Source organism: Rhizobium tropici CIAT 899 (assembly GCF_000330885.1).
GTDB lineage: Bacteria > Pseudomonadota > Alphaproteobacteria > Rhizobiales > Rhizobiaceae > Rhizobium > Rhizobium tropici.
This window is the reverse complement of sequence record NC_020059.1, coordinates 3272074-3287524: the sequence shown is the minus strand read 5'-3', so window position 1 is coordinate 3287524 and position 15451 is coordinate 3272074. Positions and strand designations below refer to the sequence as shown.

The 15451-nt window shown below is 60.3% G+C and carries 15 protein-coding genes; 10 read left to right on the top strand and 5 right to left on the bottom strand.

The window, feature by feature from the left end:
• Window positions 1–72 precede the first annotated feature (72 nt).
• Entirely contained in the window at window positions 73–1722 is a 1650-nt protein-coding gene (locus RTCIAT899_RS16115; protein WP_015341295.1) for an AMP-binding protein, read from the top strand.
• On the opposite strand, the gene RTCIAT899_RS16110 is transcribed toward RTCIAT899_RS16115, so the two are convergent.
• Window positions 1709–2980 carry a GNAT family N-acetyltransferase gene (locus tag RTCIAT899_RS16110; protein WP_015341294.1) on the bottom strand — a complete coding sequence of 424 codons (1272 nt, stop codon included), beginning with the start codon at window positions 2978–2980 and terminating at the stop codon, window positions 1709–1711. The two genes, RTCIAT899_RS16115 and RTCIAT899_RS16110, sit on opposite strands and share 14 nt — an antisense overlap.
• Before the next feature lie 2 nt (window positions 2981–2982).
• Window positions 2983–4398, bottom strand: coding sequence for an oligosaccharide flippase family protein (locus tag RTCIAT899_RS16105; protein WP_041677686.1), 1416 nt, complete (start codon window positions 4396–4398; stop codon window positions 2983–2985).
• 248 nt (window positions 4399–4646) lie between these two features.
• On the opposite strand from RTCIAT899_RS16105, the gene RTCIAT899_RS16100 reads away from it, so the two are divergent.
• Window positions 4647–5276: a glutathione S-transferase family protein gene (locus RTCIAT899_RS16100; RefSeq protein ID WP_015341292.1), complete on the top strand. Its 630-nt coding sequence runs from the start codon at window positions 4647–4649 to the stop codon at window positions 5274–5276.
• Between the two features lie 130 nt (window positions 5277–5406).
• On the opposite strand, the gene secA is transcribed toward RTCIAT899_RS16100, so the two are convergent.
• Entirely contained in the window at window positions 5407–8127 is a 2721-nt protein-coding gene (gene secA, locus RTCIAT899_RS16095; protein ID WP_015341291.1) for a preprotein translocase subunit SecA, read from the bottom strand.
• A 246-nt stretch (window positions 8128–8373) separates the two neighbouring features.
• Between secA and RTCIAT899_RS16090 the strand changes: the two genes are divergently transcribed.
• The 4 genes from RTCIAT899_RS16090 to mutT all read left to right on the top strand — a co-directional run bounded on the left by RTCIAT899_RS16090 (window position 8374) and on the right by mutT (window position 11802).
• Window positions 8374–9297, top strand: a complete 924-nt coding sequence (locus RTCIAT899_RS16090; protein ID WP_015341290.1) for a peptidylprolyl isomerase — start codon at window positions 8374–8376, stop codon at window positions 9295–9297.
• 63 nt (window positions 9298–9360) lie between these two features.
• Window positions 9361–10602, top strand: coding sequence for a bifunctional glutamate N-acetyltransferase/amino-acid acetyltransferase ArgJ (argJ, locus tag RTCIAT899_RS16085; RefSeq protein WP_015341289.1), 1242 nt, complete (start codon window positions 9361–9363; stop codon window positions 10600–10602).
• Entirely contained in the window at window positions 10583–11392 is an 810-nt protein-coding gene (locus RTCIAT899_RS16080) for a GNAT family N-acetyltransferase (protein WP_015341288.1), read from the top strand. The genes argJ and RTCIAT899_RS16080 overlap by 20 nt, the downstream gene beginning before the upstream one ends.
• Entirely contained in the window at window positions 11389–11802 is a 414-nt protein-coding gene (mutT, locus tag RTCIAT899_RS16075; RefSeq protein ID WP_015341287.1) for an 8-oxo-dGTP diphosphatase MutT, read from the top strand. The genes RTCIAT899_RS16080 and mutT overlap by 4 nt, the downstream gene beginning before the upstream one ends.
• Window positions 11803–11855: 53 nt before the next feature.
• Here mutT and RTCIAT899_RS16070 read toward each other — a convergent pair whose 3' ends face one another.
• Window positions 11856–12182, bottom strand: a complete 327-nt coding sequence (locus RTCIAT899_RS16070) for a hypothetical protein (RefSeq protein ID WP_015341286.1) — start codon at window positions 12180–12182, stop codon at window positions 11856–11858.
• A gap of 384 nt (window positions 12183–12566) precedes the next feature.
• Here RTCIAT899_RS16070 and RTCIAT899_RS16065 point away from each other — a divergent pair, with 384 nt between their 5' ends.
• Together RTCIAT899_RS16065 and RTCIAT899_RS16060 are read left to right on the top strand one after the other, a co-directional pair.
• Complete coding sequence (locus tag RTCIAT899_RS16065) at window positions 12567–12884, top strand: hypothetical protein (protein ID WP_015341285.1); 318 nt, start codon at window positions 12567–12569, stop codon at window positions 12882–12884.
• Window positions 12885–13057: 173 nt separating this feature from the next.
• Window positions 13058–13240, top strand: a complete 183-nt coding sequence (locus RTCIAT899_RS16060) for a Flp family type IVb pilin (RefSeq protein WP_015341284.1) — start codon at window positions 13058–13060, stop codon at window positions 13238–13240.
• A 20-nt stretch (window positions 13241–13260) separates the two neighbouring features.
• Here the strand turns inward: RTCIAT899_RS16060 and RTCIAT899_RS16055 are convergent, their stop codons facing one another.
• Window positions 13261–14145 carry a class I SAM-dependent methyltransferase gene (locus RTCIAT899_RS16055; protein ID WP_015341283.1) on the bottom strand — a complete coding sequence of 295 codons (885 nt, stop codon included), beginning with the start codon at window positions 14143–14145 and terminating at the stop codon, window positions 13261–13263.
• A 117-nt stretch (window positions 14146–14262) separates the two neighbouring features.
• Here RTCIAT899_RS16055 and RTCIAT899_RS16050 point away from each other — a divergent pair, with 117 nt between their 5' ends.
• Window positions 14263–15039: a ComF family protein gene (locus RTCIAT899_RS16050; protein WP_015341282.1), complete on the top strand. Its 777-nt coding sequence runs from the start codon at window positions 14263–14265 to the stop codon at window positions 15037–15039.
• A gap of 143 nt (window positions 15040–15182) precedes the next feature.
• Window positions 15183–15440 carry a glutaredoxin 3 gene (gene grxC, locus RTCIAT899_RS16045; RefSeq protein WP_015341281.1) on the top strand — a complete coding sequence of 86 codons (258 nt, stop codon included), beginning with the start codon at window positions 15183–15185 and terminating at the stop codon, window positions 15438–15440.
• The last annotated feature ends 11 nt before the right edge of the window (window positions 15441–15451 follow it).

The following is a 15451-nucleotide window of genomic DNA, read 5'->3' as shown; positions in this document are numbered from 1 at the left end:
AATTTCAAATGTTTCCTTGAACCCCAGAGGCGACAGGTGTTAGCTGCACTGCACAATTTTCTGGAACTGCGCATGAAACTGCCCCCACTTGATACTTATGAAGCCCTCTATCGCGACTTTCGTTGGGAAATTCCGGCGAGATTCAACATGGGACATGCTGTTTGCGATGCCTGGGCCGAGCAGGAGCCCGATCGGATCTGCCTTCAGCATTTCAATCCTGACGGCAATCACTTTTCGATGAGCTACGGTGAGTTGCGGGATCGTTCCGCTTCCTTTGCCAATGCGCTTGTTTCACTCGGCGTACAGGCGGGAGATCGGGTGGCGCTGCTTTTGCCGCAGGGTTTCGAAACGGTCGTGGCGCATGTGGCGATCTACAAGATGGGGGCGATCGCCCTGCCGCTGGCCTTGCTGTTCGGCGCCGAGGCGCTGGAATACCGGCTGAAGACATCAGGTGCGTCGGCAATCGTCACCAATCGGTTCGGTCTCGAGCGGCTGCATCCGATCCGGGACCGGCTGCCGGAACTCGCGCAGGTGATCAGCATCGACGGTGCTGAGGAGGGCGTTGCAGGCTTTGCCGATCTGGAGGCCGCGCACCCGCCGCTGTTCGAGGTGGCGGATACTGGTCCGGACGATCCGGCCTTAATGATCTTCACTTCGGGCACGACCGGGCCGCCCAAGGGTGCGCTCCATGGCCATCGCGTGTTGCCGGGGCATATTCCGGGCATGCAATTCGCCCATGAAGGCTTTCCGCAGGCCGGCGACCGGCTCTGGACGCCGTCGGACTGGGCCTGGGCCGGTGGCCTCCTGAATGCTCTGTTGCCGAGCCTGATGCTTGGCGTTCCCGTCGTTTCCTCGCCGGCGCAGAAATTCGATCCGCACATGGCCTTCCGCATCATGGCCGAGATGGAGGTGCGCAATGCCTTCATCCCGCCAACGGCGTTGCGGCTGCTGAAGGCCGTCGACAGTCCGCGGGCGCAATACGATCTCAAGCTGCGCACCATCGGTTCGGCCGGCGAGGCGCTCGGCCGCGAAACCTTCGAATGGGCGCGCTCCGCGCTTGGTGTCAGCGTCAACGAGTTCTTCGGCCAGACGGAATGCAATTTCGTGCTTTCTTCCAGTGAAGCCTTTGGCGTCAGCCGTGCAGGCGCAACCGGCAAGCCTGTTCCTGGCCATCGCGTCGCGATCGTCGATGCCGAGGGTATCGAGGTTCCCGTAGGCGAGAGCGGGCAAATTGCCATCAAGCGGCCCGATCCGGTGATGTTCCTCGGCTACTGGCAGAACGAGGCGGCAACGGAGGCGAAATTTGCCAATGACTGGCTGCTGACGGGCGATATCGGCCGGCAGGATGCGGATGGCTATATTTCCTTCGTCGGCCGCGACGACGACGTCATCACCTCGTCGGGGTATCGTATCGGGCCGAGCGAGATCGAGGATTGCCTCGGCGGCCATCCGGCCGTGCAGCTTGCTGCGGCGGTGGGAAAGCCGGATGTGGTGCGAACGGAAATCGTCAAGGCCTATGTCGTCCTCGTGCCCGGTCGCGAGCCGAGCGAGGTATTGGCGGTCGAAATCCGCGAATGGGTGAAGACGCGACTTTCCATGCACGAATATCCGCGCGAGATCGAATTCGTCGACGCTTTGCCGCTGACGACCTCCGGCAAGGTGATCCGTCGCCTGCTGCGCGAGCGGGCGATCGCTGAAACTCCCGGTTCTAGCGCTTCGTAAGCGACAGGATCTTTTCGCGCAGCAGCTTCGCCATGTTGCGGGTGCTGCGATACATGTGCAGCTGCGTGGTCACCTGACGCACGTCGCGGTCGCCGTTCGGGGTCAGGCCGATGATGAGCGTGCCCATGTCCTCGCGTTCGTGCCAGAAGCGGCTCATGATCGGATGATCGGGCACGGCGCAGGAATCGGAGCGGACGACGTTGGCGTCGTCGAGATGCCATTCCGTCAGTTCGCCCATCAAGAGCTTGCCCGGCGAATAGCGGGCATAGGCTTCGTCAAAGGCCGTCTTCCACGTATAGGCCTCGCCGCCCATGATCAGCACGATCATCGAGGCGACGGCCTTGCCGTCAAGATCTATTGAGTGAATGCGCACCGCGTCGATGGCGGCAAGGTTGGAAATCGCTTCGCGGGCAAAGGCGGCATGATGGCGATCGGTGACGAGCGCCGAGCGCTTCTTGCCCTTCCAGCCGCTTGCCTCCAGCGCCAGGAATTCTTCCATGCGCCCGTGAATATCGCGGGGCTGACGGGCGACGTTGTAGCTGATCTCGCCGTGGTTTTCCAAAAGTCGCCATTGGCGGCGCATTTCGCGCAAGTGCGCGTTGGAAATCGTTCGCCTGAGATAGGCGAGCGCGTCGTCATTGCTCTGGAGCATCGGGCGTTGGAAGGGGTTGGCGATGGCGATCGGCAGATTTCGGCCGATCGCAATGACCTTGGCCATTTGGACGAAACGGCCGTTGAGCCGGACATCCGGCAATACGAGCGTGGTCGGGAGATGCAGCTCCGGGCGGGAGAGTGCCTCGAAGAGGTTGTCGAGCGTTTCGCCGGCATCCTCGGCGTCTAGCAGGGGCGTGCCGAGCGGGCCGAAGGAGTTCGACCAGACGCGGATGATCGACGGGCCGATGGCGAAGCCCGGCTTGTCGACCGTGAAGGGCATCAGCAGACGCATGCGGCTGCGCGTGCTGTTGATATCGCGCATCAGCGCCAGACGCACCTGCCGATCCTCAAGGCGCGGCATGGCGGGCGCCAGGAAGCGGCCCGAGAAGAAGACGTTCGGCTCCATGGCGCGATTGGACAGGAAGTCCAGCTCGTCCTGCAGCTCGTAGCCGAGCTTGCCGGGATAGAGGCAGAGTTCGCGGCCGGCGCGGCCAACCTCGACCCGGGCCTCCGCTTTCGGCGTTTCGAAATGCAGTGCTGCGAGCGTATGGGTCAGGGCGTTCACTTGGCTGTCGGTGGTTTCGGTGTAGGGGGGACGTGCCATGATCAGAAGACCCTCGTTGCCGATGACGCCGACGAGCGTCGGAGGAGGGCGAATAGTTTGATGCCAAGCGCGCGGCGGACGGCCACGTGCAGGAGCAAGGCCTCGATCGCCATGGCAGTGGCGCCGGCAATCGCCGCTCCTTCGATGCCGAGATGCGGGATGAGCGCAACGTTCAGGCCGACATTGGCAACGAGCGCCACGGCATAGAGATAGACGCAGAGCATCTGCTTGTCCGCCATGGTCAGGAGCACTTCGGCAGGGCCGACGAGCGCTCTCGCAAGAATGCCGGCAAGCAGGATCGCCATCACAATCTGCCCCTCCGTGAAGGCGGCGCCGAACAGCGAAAGCAGGAGCTGCCCCGCCGCCAGCACCACGAGGCCGAGGGCAAGTGCTGGAAAGAAGGACCAGCGTGTGGCCTCCGTGGCAAAGGCTGCGAGCTTGCTCCGGTCGCCTTCAGCAAGAATGGCGGCAAAGCGCGGGCCGATGGCCGCCCTGACAGCGAAGGAGACGAAGAGCACCAGGGCCATCGTTTTTGCCGCTGCGAAATAGACGGCGACTTCATCCGGATCGAGGAAAATGCCGACGACGATGACATCAGAATTGGTGAGCAGGTAGCCCACGCCTTCGACCAGGAAGATCGGCAGGGCGACGGCTGTCCAGGCGCGGAGTTCAGTGGTTTTCGGGCCGCGTGGATAATGGCGGCGCAGACGGAGCGTCACTGCGAGATATTGCAGCAGGACACTGGTGAAAGCGCCGGCGAGAGCTGCGGCCATAGCGGTGACGGCATCACGCGGTGCGCCGGCGAGGATCGCGGCCACCATGAAGAGCAGGATCAGCGTCGGGCGGATGAGGAAGGTCGGGCTGAGCGCCATGACCGGCCAGTGCTTGGCACGGGCCGTACCGTCCAGAACGTCTCCAAGCGCAATCATCGGCACGGCAATCAGGCCGAGGAAAACCGGCACGACGTAATAGTGCTCGATCATGCCGCGAAAGGCAAAAAGCAGGAGCGCTCCAATCAGCGCCAGCGTGCCCGAGAGAGCAACCACGAACAGGCGTGCCGTCATGTTCAGACCGCGAATGGCATTGTAATTGGCGCTGGCGTCATACTGCGGCAGGAGGCGGATGATGGCCGTCGGGAAGCCGAGGCAGGCAAGATTGCCGAACAGGATCATCAACACCCAGACGAAGACAAAAATGCCGTATTCGAACCGGCCCATCAGGCGAGCAAGAATGATCTGCGAGAGAAAGGCGAGCGCGGCGCCTGCAACGCGGATCGTGAAGGCGATCAGCGCCATGCGCTGCGACGCAGCTTTCTCGTCCTGACCGGCAAGGAGGATGCTAATCTTGCGCAGATACGGGGATAGGGCGGCCCGCAAAGCGGACGGCAACATTCTTTCCGCTGTTTGAAAGACCGCCATGATCGATACGCAATACTTTAAGTATGATCCCAAACTCGCGTTAGTCTTGGCAGAGGAGAGTTAAGAATCGGTTCTTGCGACACGTAAAAGTGGCTTTACCGAAATGGAGGGTTGCTGATCAATCTCGCCGGAAAGCAACCATGAGGCGCAGTGGGCTTGGAGTCGCCGCACCATGCCGCCGGCGCAGGAAACGGGTGGCGACGGTTCGGTCGGTATGTAGAATCCAGGGTCTATCGGAGGAGGATTTTATGCTCACACTTCACGATTATTTGCCGTCGCAGAATGGCTGGAAGGCCAGGGTTCTGTTCGGATTGCTCGATATTCCCTACCAGACTCGCCTGGTGTCCATCTTCGAGGGTGAGGGGCGCACGGACGCCTTTCTCGATCTCAATCCGGCAGGCGGCATCCCCGTTCTCGAACTGGAGGATGGGCGAACGATAGCGGAATCGAACGCTATTCTCACCTATGTGGCCGAAGGCACGCGGTTTCTTCCGGCGGATCGCTATCTGCACGCCAAGGTCATGCAATGGCTGTTCTTCGAACAGTATCATGTCGAACCGGTCATCGGCACGCTGCGCTTCTGGACGCTGACGGGACGGCTCGAGCTCAATGCCGTTATGGCGGAGGCCAAGCGCTCGGCCGGCCTTCGCGCCCTCGCGGCGCTTGAGCGCGGGCTGAAGAACACGCCATTTCTGGTCGGTGGCGAATTTTCGATCGCGGACATAGCCGTTTACGCCTATGCCCATAAGGCGGCGGATTGCGGCTTCGATCTCGCCGATTATCCGGCGCTTACGGCCTGGTTCGATCGGGTGCCTGACGTCATCGGGCCAGGCTACCCTGTCCATCTCTACAGTGAGGATCCGCATTCCGCTGTTTGAACACGGTGGACGTGCTCGTGACGCTTGGCGGCTGCGCGTATCGACGACAATTGCTGTGATCTCCGATCGTTGCAAACAAAAATGCCGCCCCAAAGGCGGCATTCTGTTCGTTGCTATCGGTTTGCTAGGCTTAGACCACTTCGCTGCTTTCGAAGGCGCCGTGGCAGTGCTTGTACTTCTTGCCGGAGCCGCAGGGGCAGGCCTCGTTACGGCCGACGCGGCCCCACGTTGCCGGGTTGAGTGGATCGCGATTTTCCGGAGATATGAAGCTTTCGCTTGCAAGCGCGAACGGGGCGAATTCGTCCTCGCCGGTCGTCGCGTCGATATGACGGGCCTGCATCGGCGGCGTTTCCGGCTCGGCCGGCTGCTGCACCAGTTCAACGCGCGAAAGCTGGGCGGTCACGGCCTGGCGCAGATTGTTCAACAGCGCCTGGAACAGCTCGAAAGCCTCGGCCTTGTATTCCTGCAGCGGATCGCGCTGGGCGTAGCCGCGGAAGCCGATGACCGAGCGCAGGTGGTCGAGGTTGACGATGTGCTCGCGCCAGAGATTGTCCAGCGTTTGCAGCACGATGGAGCGCTCGACATAGGTCATGATCTCGGGGCCGAAGCGTTCGGCCTTTTCGGCCGCAGCCTTTTCGGCCGCTTCCGTCAGGCGGGCGCGGATATCGTCTTCGGCGATGCCTTCTTCCTTGACCCAGTCATGAACAGGCATGTCGAGATCGAAGAAGTTGGCGACGCCGGCCTTCAGGCCGTCAGCATCCCACTGTTCGGCATAGGCGCGCTCCGGAATATGTCTGGCGACGAGATCCTCGATGACGTCGTGGCGCATGTCGCCGACGAATTCGGAGAGGTCCTTCGATTCCATCAGCTCGACGCGCTGGTCGAAGATGACCTTGCGCTGATCGTTCAGCACGTCGTCATACTTCAGAACGTTCTTGCGGATATCGAAGTTGCGGGCTTCGACCTTCTTCTGAGCGCGCTCAACGGCCTTGTTGATCCAGGGATGGACGATCGCTTCGCCTTCCTTGAGACCGAGCTTCTGCAGCATGCCGTCCATGCGGTCGGAGCCGAAGATTCGCATCAGGTCGTCCTGGAGCGACAGGTAGAACTTCGAGCGGCCCGGGTCGCCCTGGCGGCCGGAGCGGCCGCGCAGCTGGTTGTCGATGCGGCGGCTTTCATGGCGCTCCGAGGCGATGACGTAGAGGCCGCCAGCAGCGATTGATTTCTGCTTGAGCTCCTTGATCTCTTCGGCAATGCGGGCAATGGCCGCGTCGCGTTCCGCACCCGGTTCCATTTCGTGCAGGTCGCGCTCGACCCGCATTTCCAGATTGCCGCCGAGCTGGATGTCGGTGCCGCGGCCCGCCATGTTGGTGGCGATCGTCACCGCGCCGGGAACGCCGGCCTGGGCGACGATATAGGCTTCCTGCTCGTGGTAGCGGGCATTCAGAACCTGGAAATTGTTGAAGCCGCGTTTGCGCATGAGATCGGCGAGAAGTTCGGACTTCTCGATCGATGTCGTGCCGACCAGCACCGGCTGGCCGCGCTTGTGCGCGTCGAGGATCTCGTTGATGATGGCGTTATATTTCTCGGCATGCGTACGATAGACCTCGTCGTCCTCATCGATACGCTGGATCGGCAGGTTGGTCGGCACTTCGATCACGTCGAGGCCGTAGATGTTGCCGAATTCTTCCGCTTCCGTCGAAGCCGTGCCGGTCATGCCGGCGAGCTTTTCGTACATGCGGAAATAGTTCTGGAAGGTGATCTGCGCCAGCGTCTGGTTTTCCGGCTGGATCTGCACATGCTCCTTGGCTTCCAGTGCCTGGTGCTGGCCGTCCGAATAGCGGCGGCCCGGCATCATGCGGCCGGTGAATTCGTCGATGATGACGACTTCGCCGTTGCGGACGATATAGTCCTTGTCGCGCTGGAACAGCTTGTGCGCCTTGAGCGCATTGTTGATGTGGTGGACGATCGCGACGTTCTCGACGTCGTAGAGCGATTCACCCTTCAACAAGCCGGCTTCGCGCAGCATGTTTTCCAGCTTCTCGGTGCCTTCTTCGGAGAAGTTTGCCGAGCGCTGCTTTTCATCGATTTCGTAGTCTTCCTTCGCCAGGCGGGGAATGAAGGCGTCGATGGTGACATAAAGATCAGAGCGGTCGTCGAGCGGACCGGAGATAATCAGCGGCGTGCGCGCTTCGTCGACGAGGATCGAGTCCACTTCGTCGACGATCGCGAAGCTATGGCCGCGCTGAACCATCTGGGCGCGCTCATACTTCATGTTGTCGCGCAGATAGTCGAAACCGAGCTCGTTGTTGGTGGCGTATGTGATGTCGCAGGCGTAGGCGTCATGGCGCTGTTCATCGGACAGGCCGTGGACGATGACGCCTGTCGTCAGGCCGAGGAAGCTGTACAGGCGGCCCATGGTGCCGCTGTCGCGCTGTGCCAGGTAATCGTTGACGGTAACGACATGCACGCCCTTGCCGGCCAACGCGTTCAGATAGACTGGCAGGGTTGCGACGAGCGTTTTACCTTCGCCGGTCTTCATTTCGGCGATCGCATTGGAATGGAGGATCATGCCGCCGATGAGCTGCACGTCGAAAGGTCGCATGCCGAGAACGCGTCGCGACGCTTCGCGAGCGACCGCGAAGGCCGGCACGAGGATATCATCCAGCGTCTTGCCGTCCGCGAGCTGCTGGCGGAACTCAACCGTCTTGGCGGCCAGAGCTTCATCGGACAGCGCACGCATCTCCGGTTCGAGCGCATTGATTGCGGCTACTTGCGGCTGGAACGATTTGACCCGGCGGTCGTTGGACGAGCCGAACAACTTGCGGGCAATTCCACCTAGGCTGACCATGTGACTGGTCCTTTCTGAGATTTCATCCCGCCGTTTCCTGCTTTATCCCTTCCCGAAAAAAACGGGAGTATAGCACAAAACGGCCGGAAACTGTTCTGGACGCGAGGTTGCGTGACAGATAAGAGGGGGGTCGATTGATGTCAACGGGATTTGGCCGATACAGAAAGGCCACATTCTCCTGCTGAAGGCTTTTTCACGCCGGATTCACATCTGTCGAGCCGGTCGAGATCACCGAAGGGTTATTTTATGTTGAAGTATAACAAGCTTGCTGCGGTTGCTTTCGCGACAATCGTTACCTTCCAGGCTCCGGTCTTCGCGGCCGATGCCAAGGATCCCGTTGTCGCCAAGGTCGGCGATGTCGAAATCCATCAATCCGAACTCGATCTCGCGATCGCCAATCTCGATCCGCAGCTTGGCCAGCTTCCGGATGACCAGAAGAAGGTCGCGGCACTTTCGGCCTCGGTCGATGTGAAGCTTCTGTCGCAGAAGGCCGCTGCCGAGAAGCTCGACCAGACGCCGGATTTCCAGGCTCATATGGCCTATATGCGCGACCGCGAGCTGCACAATGCTTTCTTCAAGGCGCATGTCGCCGACGCCATCAAGGATGATGAAGTCAAGGCCCGCTACGACAAGGAAGTCGCAGCCCTGCCGAAGCAGGAAGAAGTTCATGCCCGCCACATTCTCGTGAAGACCGAGGATGAAGCCAAGGCGATCATCAAGGAACTCGATGCCGGCAAGGATTTTGCCGCACTTGCCAAGGAAAAGTCGACCGACCCGAACAAGGCTGACGGCGGCGATCTCGGTTATTTCGGCCACGGCCGTATGGTCAAGGAATTCGAAGACGCGGCTTTCGCGCTGCCGGTCGGCACCTATACGAAGACCCCGGTCAAGACCGATTTCGGCTGGCACATCATCAAGGTCGAGGACAAGCGCAATGCTCCTCCTCCGCCGTTCGATCAAGTCAAGGATCAGGTTCGTCAGCTCGTCATGCGCGACAAGTATCTTGAGCTTCTGAACAAGGCCAAGCAGGATACCAAGGTCGTCATCAACGACCCGGCGCTCAGCAAGGCCTATGAGGATGCGCAGAAGCAGCAGGACGCGGCACCGGCCGATGACGCCGTTGCGCCTGCTGATGGTGCAGCGGCGCCCGACGCGCAGCCGCAGCAGTAAGTCACGGCATTCAAACAATCAGGGCCCGGTTTTTCCGGGCTCTTCATTATTAAGGTGGGTCTCATGTCCGGTTCCGTTTCTCCGCTCGCTCCCAAAACCTTCACAGCCATGCCCGCCCTTCGCGGCGTGCGCATGACCACGGCATCCGCCGGCATCAAATACAAGAACCGAACCGACGTCCTGTTGATGGTCTTCGACAAGCCGGCCGCCGTTGCCGGCGTCTTTACGCGTTCGAAGTGCCCTTCGGCTCCGGTCGATTTTTGCCGCAAGAACCTGGCACACGGCAGCGCGCGCGCCGTCGTCGTCAATTCCGGCAATGCCAATGCCTTCACCGGCCTGAAGGGACGCCAGGCGACGGAACTGACCGCCAAATCCGCGGCGGCTGCCGTCGGCTGCGGTGAAAACGAAGTCTATCTTGCCTCCACCGGCGTCATCGGCGAGCCGCTTGACGCCACCAAGTTTGCCGGCGTGCTCGACACGATGGCGAAGGATGCGACAAGTGATTTCTGGTTCGAGGCCGCCAAGGCGATCATGACCACGGACACCTATCCCAAGGTCGCGACCCGTACCGCCGAGATCGGCGGCGTCAAGGTCACCATCAACGGTATTGCCAAGGGCGCCGGCATGATTGCGCCCGACATGGCGACGATGCTCTCCTTCGTGGTCACCGATGCCGATATTTCTTCTGCCGCGTTGCAGACGCTGCTGTCCGATGGCGTCGGCCCGAGCTTCAACTCCATGACCGTCGATAGCGATACTTCGACCTCGGACACGCTGATGCTCTTTGCCACTGGCGCCGCAGCTGCCGACGGGCAGGCGCATATCGATCGCGCCGACGATCAGAAGCTCGCCGGTTTCCGCGTGGCACTCAATGAGCTGCTGAGGGATCTTGCCATCCAGGTCGTGCGTGATGGCGAAGGCGCGACCAAGATGCTCGAAATCACCGTGACGGGCGCCGAAAATGACGCGGCTGCCAAGCGCATCGCCCTTTCGATCGCCAATTCGCCGCTGGTCAAGACCGCGGCCGCCGGCGAAGACGCCAATTGGGGCCGCGTCGTGATGGCCGTCGGCAAGGCCGGCGAAATGGCGGATCGCGACAAGCTCGCCATCTGGTTCGGCGATGTCCGCGTTGCCGTCAACGGCGAGCGTGACGCTTCCTATTCGGAAGACGCCGCCTCGAATGTCATGAAGCAGCAGGATATTCCCGTGAAGGTCGATCTCGGCCTCGGCAATGGCCGCGCAACGGTCTGGACCTGCGACCTCACCAAGGAATATGTTGCCATCAATGGCGACTACCGGAGCTGATACCTCGCTGATGCATGCGCAGACCACGATAAACAAGCTGCCGCTGGTGCGCAGGCTGGAAGCCGTCGGCTTCCGGGCCTGGCCTGCCTCGTCGGTGCAATATGATGGCAGCTGGCAGATCCGGCTAACGGCGGGTCATCCGTCGAAGCGGCTGAATTCTGTCGTGCCGCTCGATCCCTCCGATCATCGCGATCTCGAAATCCGGCTGGCAAAAGCGCAGCGCAAGTTCGAGGCCTATGGCAGGCCGATGGTGGTGCGTGAGACCCCTCTTGCCTCGCCGAAGCTCATCGATCTCCTTCGGGAGCGCGGCTGGACGTGCTTCGACGAGACGATCGTCATGACCGCCAATCTCGTCGATCTCGAACTGCCTGACATGCTGGATCATCTGCCGAGCCACGATGTCGGCCGCTATGTTGATGCCAGCCTGCTGGTTGATGGGGCTGATCCCGCCCTGAAGCCAGCGCTGGCGGAGGTGGTGAGCAGCATCAAGCCGCCATCGGGACTCTTCGTCATCGAAAATGACGATGCCGGACCGGTGGCGACCACGCTGTGCGTGCAGGACAATGATCTTGCCGGCATCATGTCTGTCGCCGTTTCCGTACAGCATCGGCGCAAGGGTCTAGGAGCCGAGATTCTGACATCGGCGCTTCGCTGGGCGCGCATGCGCAGCGCCAAGACTGCCTGGCTTCAGGTCGGCGCCGACAATGCTCCGGCTCTGGCGCTCTATCTCCGCTTCGGCTTCCGCGAAGCCTATCGCTACTGCTATTGGCAACCGCCGGGGGCTGCATGAGCGAGGCTGGCCGCAAAATCGTTCTCGTTGCCGCCTGCGCGCTCATCGATGCCGATGGCCGCATCCTGTTGGCGCAGCGTCCCGAAGGGAAATCCCTCGCCGGCCTTTGGGAATTTCCCGGCGGCAAGGTCGAGGCCGGCGAGACGCCGGAGGAGACGCTGGTGCGTGAGCTTCAGGAAGAGCTTGGCATCCAGACGAAGATCGCCTGTCTTGCGCCGCTGACTTTCGCCAGCCACACCTATGAGACCTTCCATCTGCTGATGCCGCTTTACATCTGCCGGCGCTATGAGGGCATCCCGCATGGCCGGGAAGGGCAGGCGATCAAATGGGTGCGGCCGCAAGCTCTGCGTGACTATCCCATGCCGCCGGCCGACGAGCCGCTGATCCCGTTCCTGCAGGATCTGCTTTAGCTTCTATAGCAAGGGCTGAGACAGCGCTGCCTTCGGGCGGCGTCGTGCCATGTCTAGATATCTCTGAATTTGAAAGTTGATTTCGCGAGCTGATCGAGGGAGGAGACGCCCGGTCCTCTAGGGGACGCATCCGCCTTCGGCATTTTGCGGAGCAAATCCGTCAGCATGTCAGATTGATTGTCACATTCGCGGCGAATTGCCTCCAGATGTTCGAGCATCAGTCCAAGGGCAAAAATCACGGCGCCGTTAAAAGCATAGGAAAGGGCGCCTATCAGCCCCGCCGCGACGCCGGCTGCACTTCCACTAAACAACGTCGCAATCCCGAACAGGATCGCAATACCAATCACCAAACCGCCAACCGCCTTGAGCAAACCTGCCATGTGTAAATTCCTGCAACCCAAGATAATAAAAGATAGCTTGGCGATATATCACGGCGCGCAAGTGTCAATCTCTATTATTTGGTGTATCGAGGAAATCTTCTGGCAATACGTGCGTCTGCGCGGCGAATTTGATGTCCCGTGGCGGGGCGGATCTCATTCGCGTTTACGCAGAGACGGTTTGGAATGCGTTAAGGCGGTGCATCGCATTTATGGTTAACGAGAATTAGCCATTTAATATCAGGCTTATAGCCCGAATCAGACACTGTCCCAGAATTTTACGTCTCATTAATTTGCATGTGGATATTAAGGGATCGTTTATGACCTTCTGGCATTCAATTCTCTCAATCAAGCGGTTGTTGGGTGCGTTGGAGAAGGCTTGACATAATGGACGACGATTTCTGGAAAGCTGTTCAGGAAAAAGAGCAGTCTTATTCCACGTCGCGCAGAACGGGCGCGTTGAATATCGCTTTGCTGTTCGGTACGGCGGCGGTCGCGCTTTCGCTTATTCTGACCCCTATGCTCTCTGACAAATCCAAGTCGCGCGTGCTTGCAAGCGCGCCGGATATCGACAATATTGCTACGGGTTCGATCCCGCAGACGGAAAACGGCAAGCGGTATACGATCCGCCGCAGCGTTCTGCAGCAGGAACCGGGTTCGGTCTGCATCGTCCAGGGTTATGGTGCCGATACCGGCTGCCAATAGCGCATTTCCAGGAAAAGTGCGGAGCGGTTTTCCGTCCGGAATGCGTAAGAAAAAATAGAGCGTTTTCGCGCATCGAAGAAAAGCGGAAATGCTATAGTGCATGAGCATAGCCTGCCGGATGCCATGACGAGCATCGGATTCTTCAGTTGTCCAATGCTGGGAGCTTCGAGCTTATGCGTTCCGTTCGGCGTATTTTCACTGATAAGACCGGTGCCACGGTCATTGAATACGGCCTGATTGCAGCCCTGATGTCGGCCGCAATCATCAGCGGTGTCGGCGCCTTCGGCGGCAGCCTTTCAAACACATTCAATCTTCTGTCCGATACGATACAGAATTCGGCGGCGTCCCAGAACTGACGCGGCCGGCAAATCTTTGGCTATTGTTTGAGCTTGTGCTCCTCAACCTTGAGCGCATCCGCCAAGCGGGCCTTGGCGGAACCCGGTCGCAGTGGCTTCTGCTGGCTTTCGTGCGGCGTCCAGCCTGAGACGTAGATGATCGAGAATGTCGCCCTGATCCGCCCGTCCGGATCGGAATAGCGCTCGGCATAGAGCTCGGCCGCACGCAGAAAGAAGGCACGCGTCAGCGGCTTGCGGCTGCGATCGACCAGCGGATTGGTCATGCCCATGGCGCGCAGGTCGCGCATCAAGGCAAACAGATTGTCGTAGCGCACGGTATAGTTTTCGGCGTCGATGACGGGCAGTGTAAAGCCTGCACGCTGAAGGAGACCGCCGACATCGCGGACATCGGCAAAGGGGATGACGCGCGGGCTTGCGCCGCCCGTCAGCTCGATTTCGGTCGCGAGCAGCACGTCACGCAGTTCCTGCAGGGTTCCCGAGCCGGGGATCGCCGCCAGGAAAAGGCCGTCGGCCTTCAGCGCGCGGCGGATCTGGATGAAGACGCCGGGCGTGTCGTTGGTGACGTGCAGGCTGAGCGGGGAAAGCACGAGGTTGACCGATTCCGGCGCGAGCGGCAGCTCCTCCGGAGGCGCCTCGATGATGGTCTCGTCGGGAGCGGCAAAATCCTTCTCGCTTTCGATCCTTTTCAAATGGCCGATCTTGCCTGTCGCCAGAGCGAGGCGCGCGGCAATGCCTGTCGCGCCGTGCAGCTCGACCGCGTCGTCGAAATGGCGTTCGGTGACGGCAAGCCGTTCCGCCAGTTCGCTGGCGGCAATATCGAGCAGGAAAGCCGCTTTCGTATCACCTTGTTTTAGCGCCCGGCGTTTGCGGGCCGAAAGCAGCGATTGGTCGAATACGATTTCCATGGTGGTTTCCTGCACTATCATCAATTCGGCGGGCATGCCGGACACACGCGTTTCTGTCGCGCAATTCCGGGTGGAAAACCGCTATACACTTTTCCTGGAATTGCTAGTCTCAATCATATGGGGATGATGGGACGCGAAATCACCTTGTCTATCCTGGGCGCCGGGCTGAAAAGGCCTTTCGTGGCGCTTGCGGATATGGTCTATCCGCCCGCATGTCCGGGCTGTGGGGTTTCGGTCGGCGCGCATCGCGGTCTTTGCCCCGCATGCTGGTCGGGTATTCGCTTTATCGAGCGGCCCTATTGCGAGGTCCTTGGGAGCCCGTTTTCCCATGATCTCGGCGTGGGAATTCTGAGTGCCGAGGCGATTGCCGATCCGCCTGTCTTCGACCGGTTGCGCTCCGCCGCCGTTCATGACGGCATCGTGCGGGATCTCGTTCTCAGCCTGAAATATCGCGATCGCACCGATCTCGCGCCGATGATGGCGGGCTGGATGCTGCGGGCGAGTGATGGCACGATTGCGAATTGCGATGCGATCGTTCCGGTACCGCTGCACCGTGCGCGGCTGTTTTCGCGCAAGTACAATCAGGCTGCCGAGCTTGCCCGGCATATCGCCCGCCTTTCCGGCAAGCCGCTGCTGGCCGCAACGCTCCTGCGCGTCAAGCGCACGACCCAGCAGGTGGGTCTTGGAGCCAAGGCGCGGCAGGATAATGTGCGCGGCGCTTTCGCCGTTTCCGAGCATCGGGCCGCCGATATATTCGGGCGGCGCATCGTTCTCGTAGACGACGTTTACACCACCGGCGCCACGGTTGCCGCGGCCACGCGCGCGCTGAAGAAAGCAGGTGCTGCCGATGTCACTGTTTTGACCTTTGCAAGGGTCGTCGGCCATCTTATATGACACTAGAGGCGGATGATTTTAGGTCTGTTCGACCTAAAATCTGAATCCGCTCTAGCATCAAACAAGTAGAGTATGATGTCGTGCGAAAACCGCAGACACTTTTCGGCATCATGCTCCAAATCTAGGCTTTTCCGGAGTGGATCATGGCATCCGTCGTTATCTATACGCGTGAATTCTGCGGCTATTGCGCCCGCGCGAAATCCCTGCTCGAATCCAAAGGCGTCGATTATGTCGAACATAACGCCACCTATTCGCCCGAGATGCGGCAGGAGATGATCGCCAAGGCGAATGGCGCCTCGACCTTCCCGCAGATCTTCATCAATGGCGAGCATGTCGGTGGCTGTGACGATATCCACGCACTCGACCGGGCCGGCAAGCTCGATCCGATGCTGGCTGCCTGATCCTTATGACG

What these genes read in the sequence shown, in the direction of transcription:
- RTCIAT899_RS16090 (WP_015341290.1), top strand. Translation starts at nt 8,374, where the DNA reads ATGTTGAAGTATAACAAGCTTGCTGCGGTTGCTTTCGCGACAATCGTT.
- secA (WP_015341291.1), bottom strand. Translation starts at nt 8,127, where the DNA reads ATGGTCAGCCTAGGTGGAATTGCCCGCAAGTTGTTCGGCTCGTCCAAC.
- RTCIAT899_RS16060 (WP_015341284.1), top strand. Translation starts at nt 13,058, where the DNA reads ATGCGTTCCGTTCGGCGTATTTTCACTGATAAGACCGGTGCCACGGTC.
- RTCIAT899_RS16115 (WP_015341295.1), top strand. Translation starts at nt 73, where the DNA reads ATGAAACTGCCCCCACTTGATACTTATGAAGCCCTCTATCGCGACTTT.
- RTCIAT899_RS16100 (WP_015341292.1), top strand. Translation starts at nt 4,647, where the DNA reads ATGCTCACACTTCACGATTATTTGCCGTCGCAGAATGGCTGGAAGGCC.
- argJ (WP_015341289.1), top strand. Translation starts at nt 9,361, where the DNA reads ATGTCCGGTTCCGTTTCTCCGCTCGCTCCCAAAACCTTCACAGCCATG.
- grxC (WP_015341281.1), top strand. Translation starts at nt 15,183, where the DNA reads ATGGCATCCGTCGTTATCTATACGCGTGAATTCTGCGGCTATTGCGCC.
- RTCIAT899_RS16080 (WP_015341288.1), top strand. Translation starts at nt 10,583, where the DNA reads ATGGCGACTACCGGAGCTGATACCTCGCTGATGCATGCGCAGACCACG.
- mutT (WP_015341287.1), top strand. Translation starts at nt 11,389, where the DNA reads ATGAGCGAGGCTGGCCGCAAAATCGTTCTCGTTGCCGCCTGCGCGCTC.
- RTCIAT899_RS16050 (WP_015341282.1), top strand. Translation starts at nt 14,263, where the DNA reads ATGGGGATGATGGGACGCGAAATCACCTTGTCTATCCTGGGCGCCGGG.
- RTCIAT899_RS16105 (WP_041677686.1), bottom strand. Translation starts at nt 4,398, where the DNA reads ATGGCGGTCTTTCAAACAGCGGAAAGAATGTTGCCGTCCGCTTTGCGG.
- RTCIAT899_RS16065 (WP_015341285.1), top strand. Translation starts at nt 12,567, where the DNA reads ATGGACGACGATTTCTGGAAAGCTGTTCAGGAAAAAGAGCAGTCTTAT.
- RTCIAT899_RS16110 (WP_015341294.1), bottom strand. Translation starts at nt 2,980, where the DNA reads ATGGCACGTCCCCCCTACACCGAAACCACCGACAGCCAAGTGAACGCC.
- RTCIAT899_RS16055 (WP_015341283.1), bottom strand. Translation starts at nt 14,145, where the DNA reads ATGGAAATCGTATTCGACCAATCGCTGCTTTCGGCCCGCAAACGCCGG.
- RTCIAT899_RS16070 (WP_015341286.1), bottom strand. Translation starts at nt 12,182, where the DNA reads ATGGCAGGTTTGCTCAAGGCGGTTGGCGGTTTGGTGATTGGTATTGCG.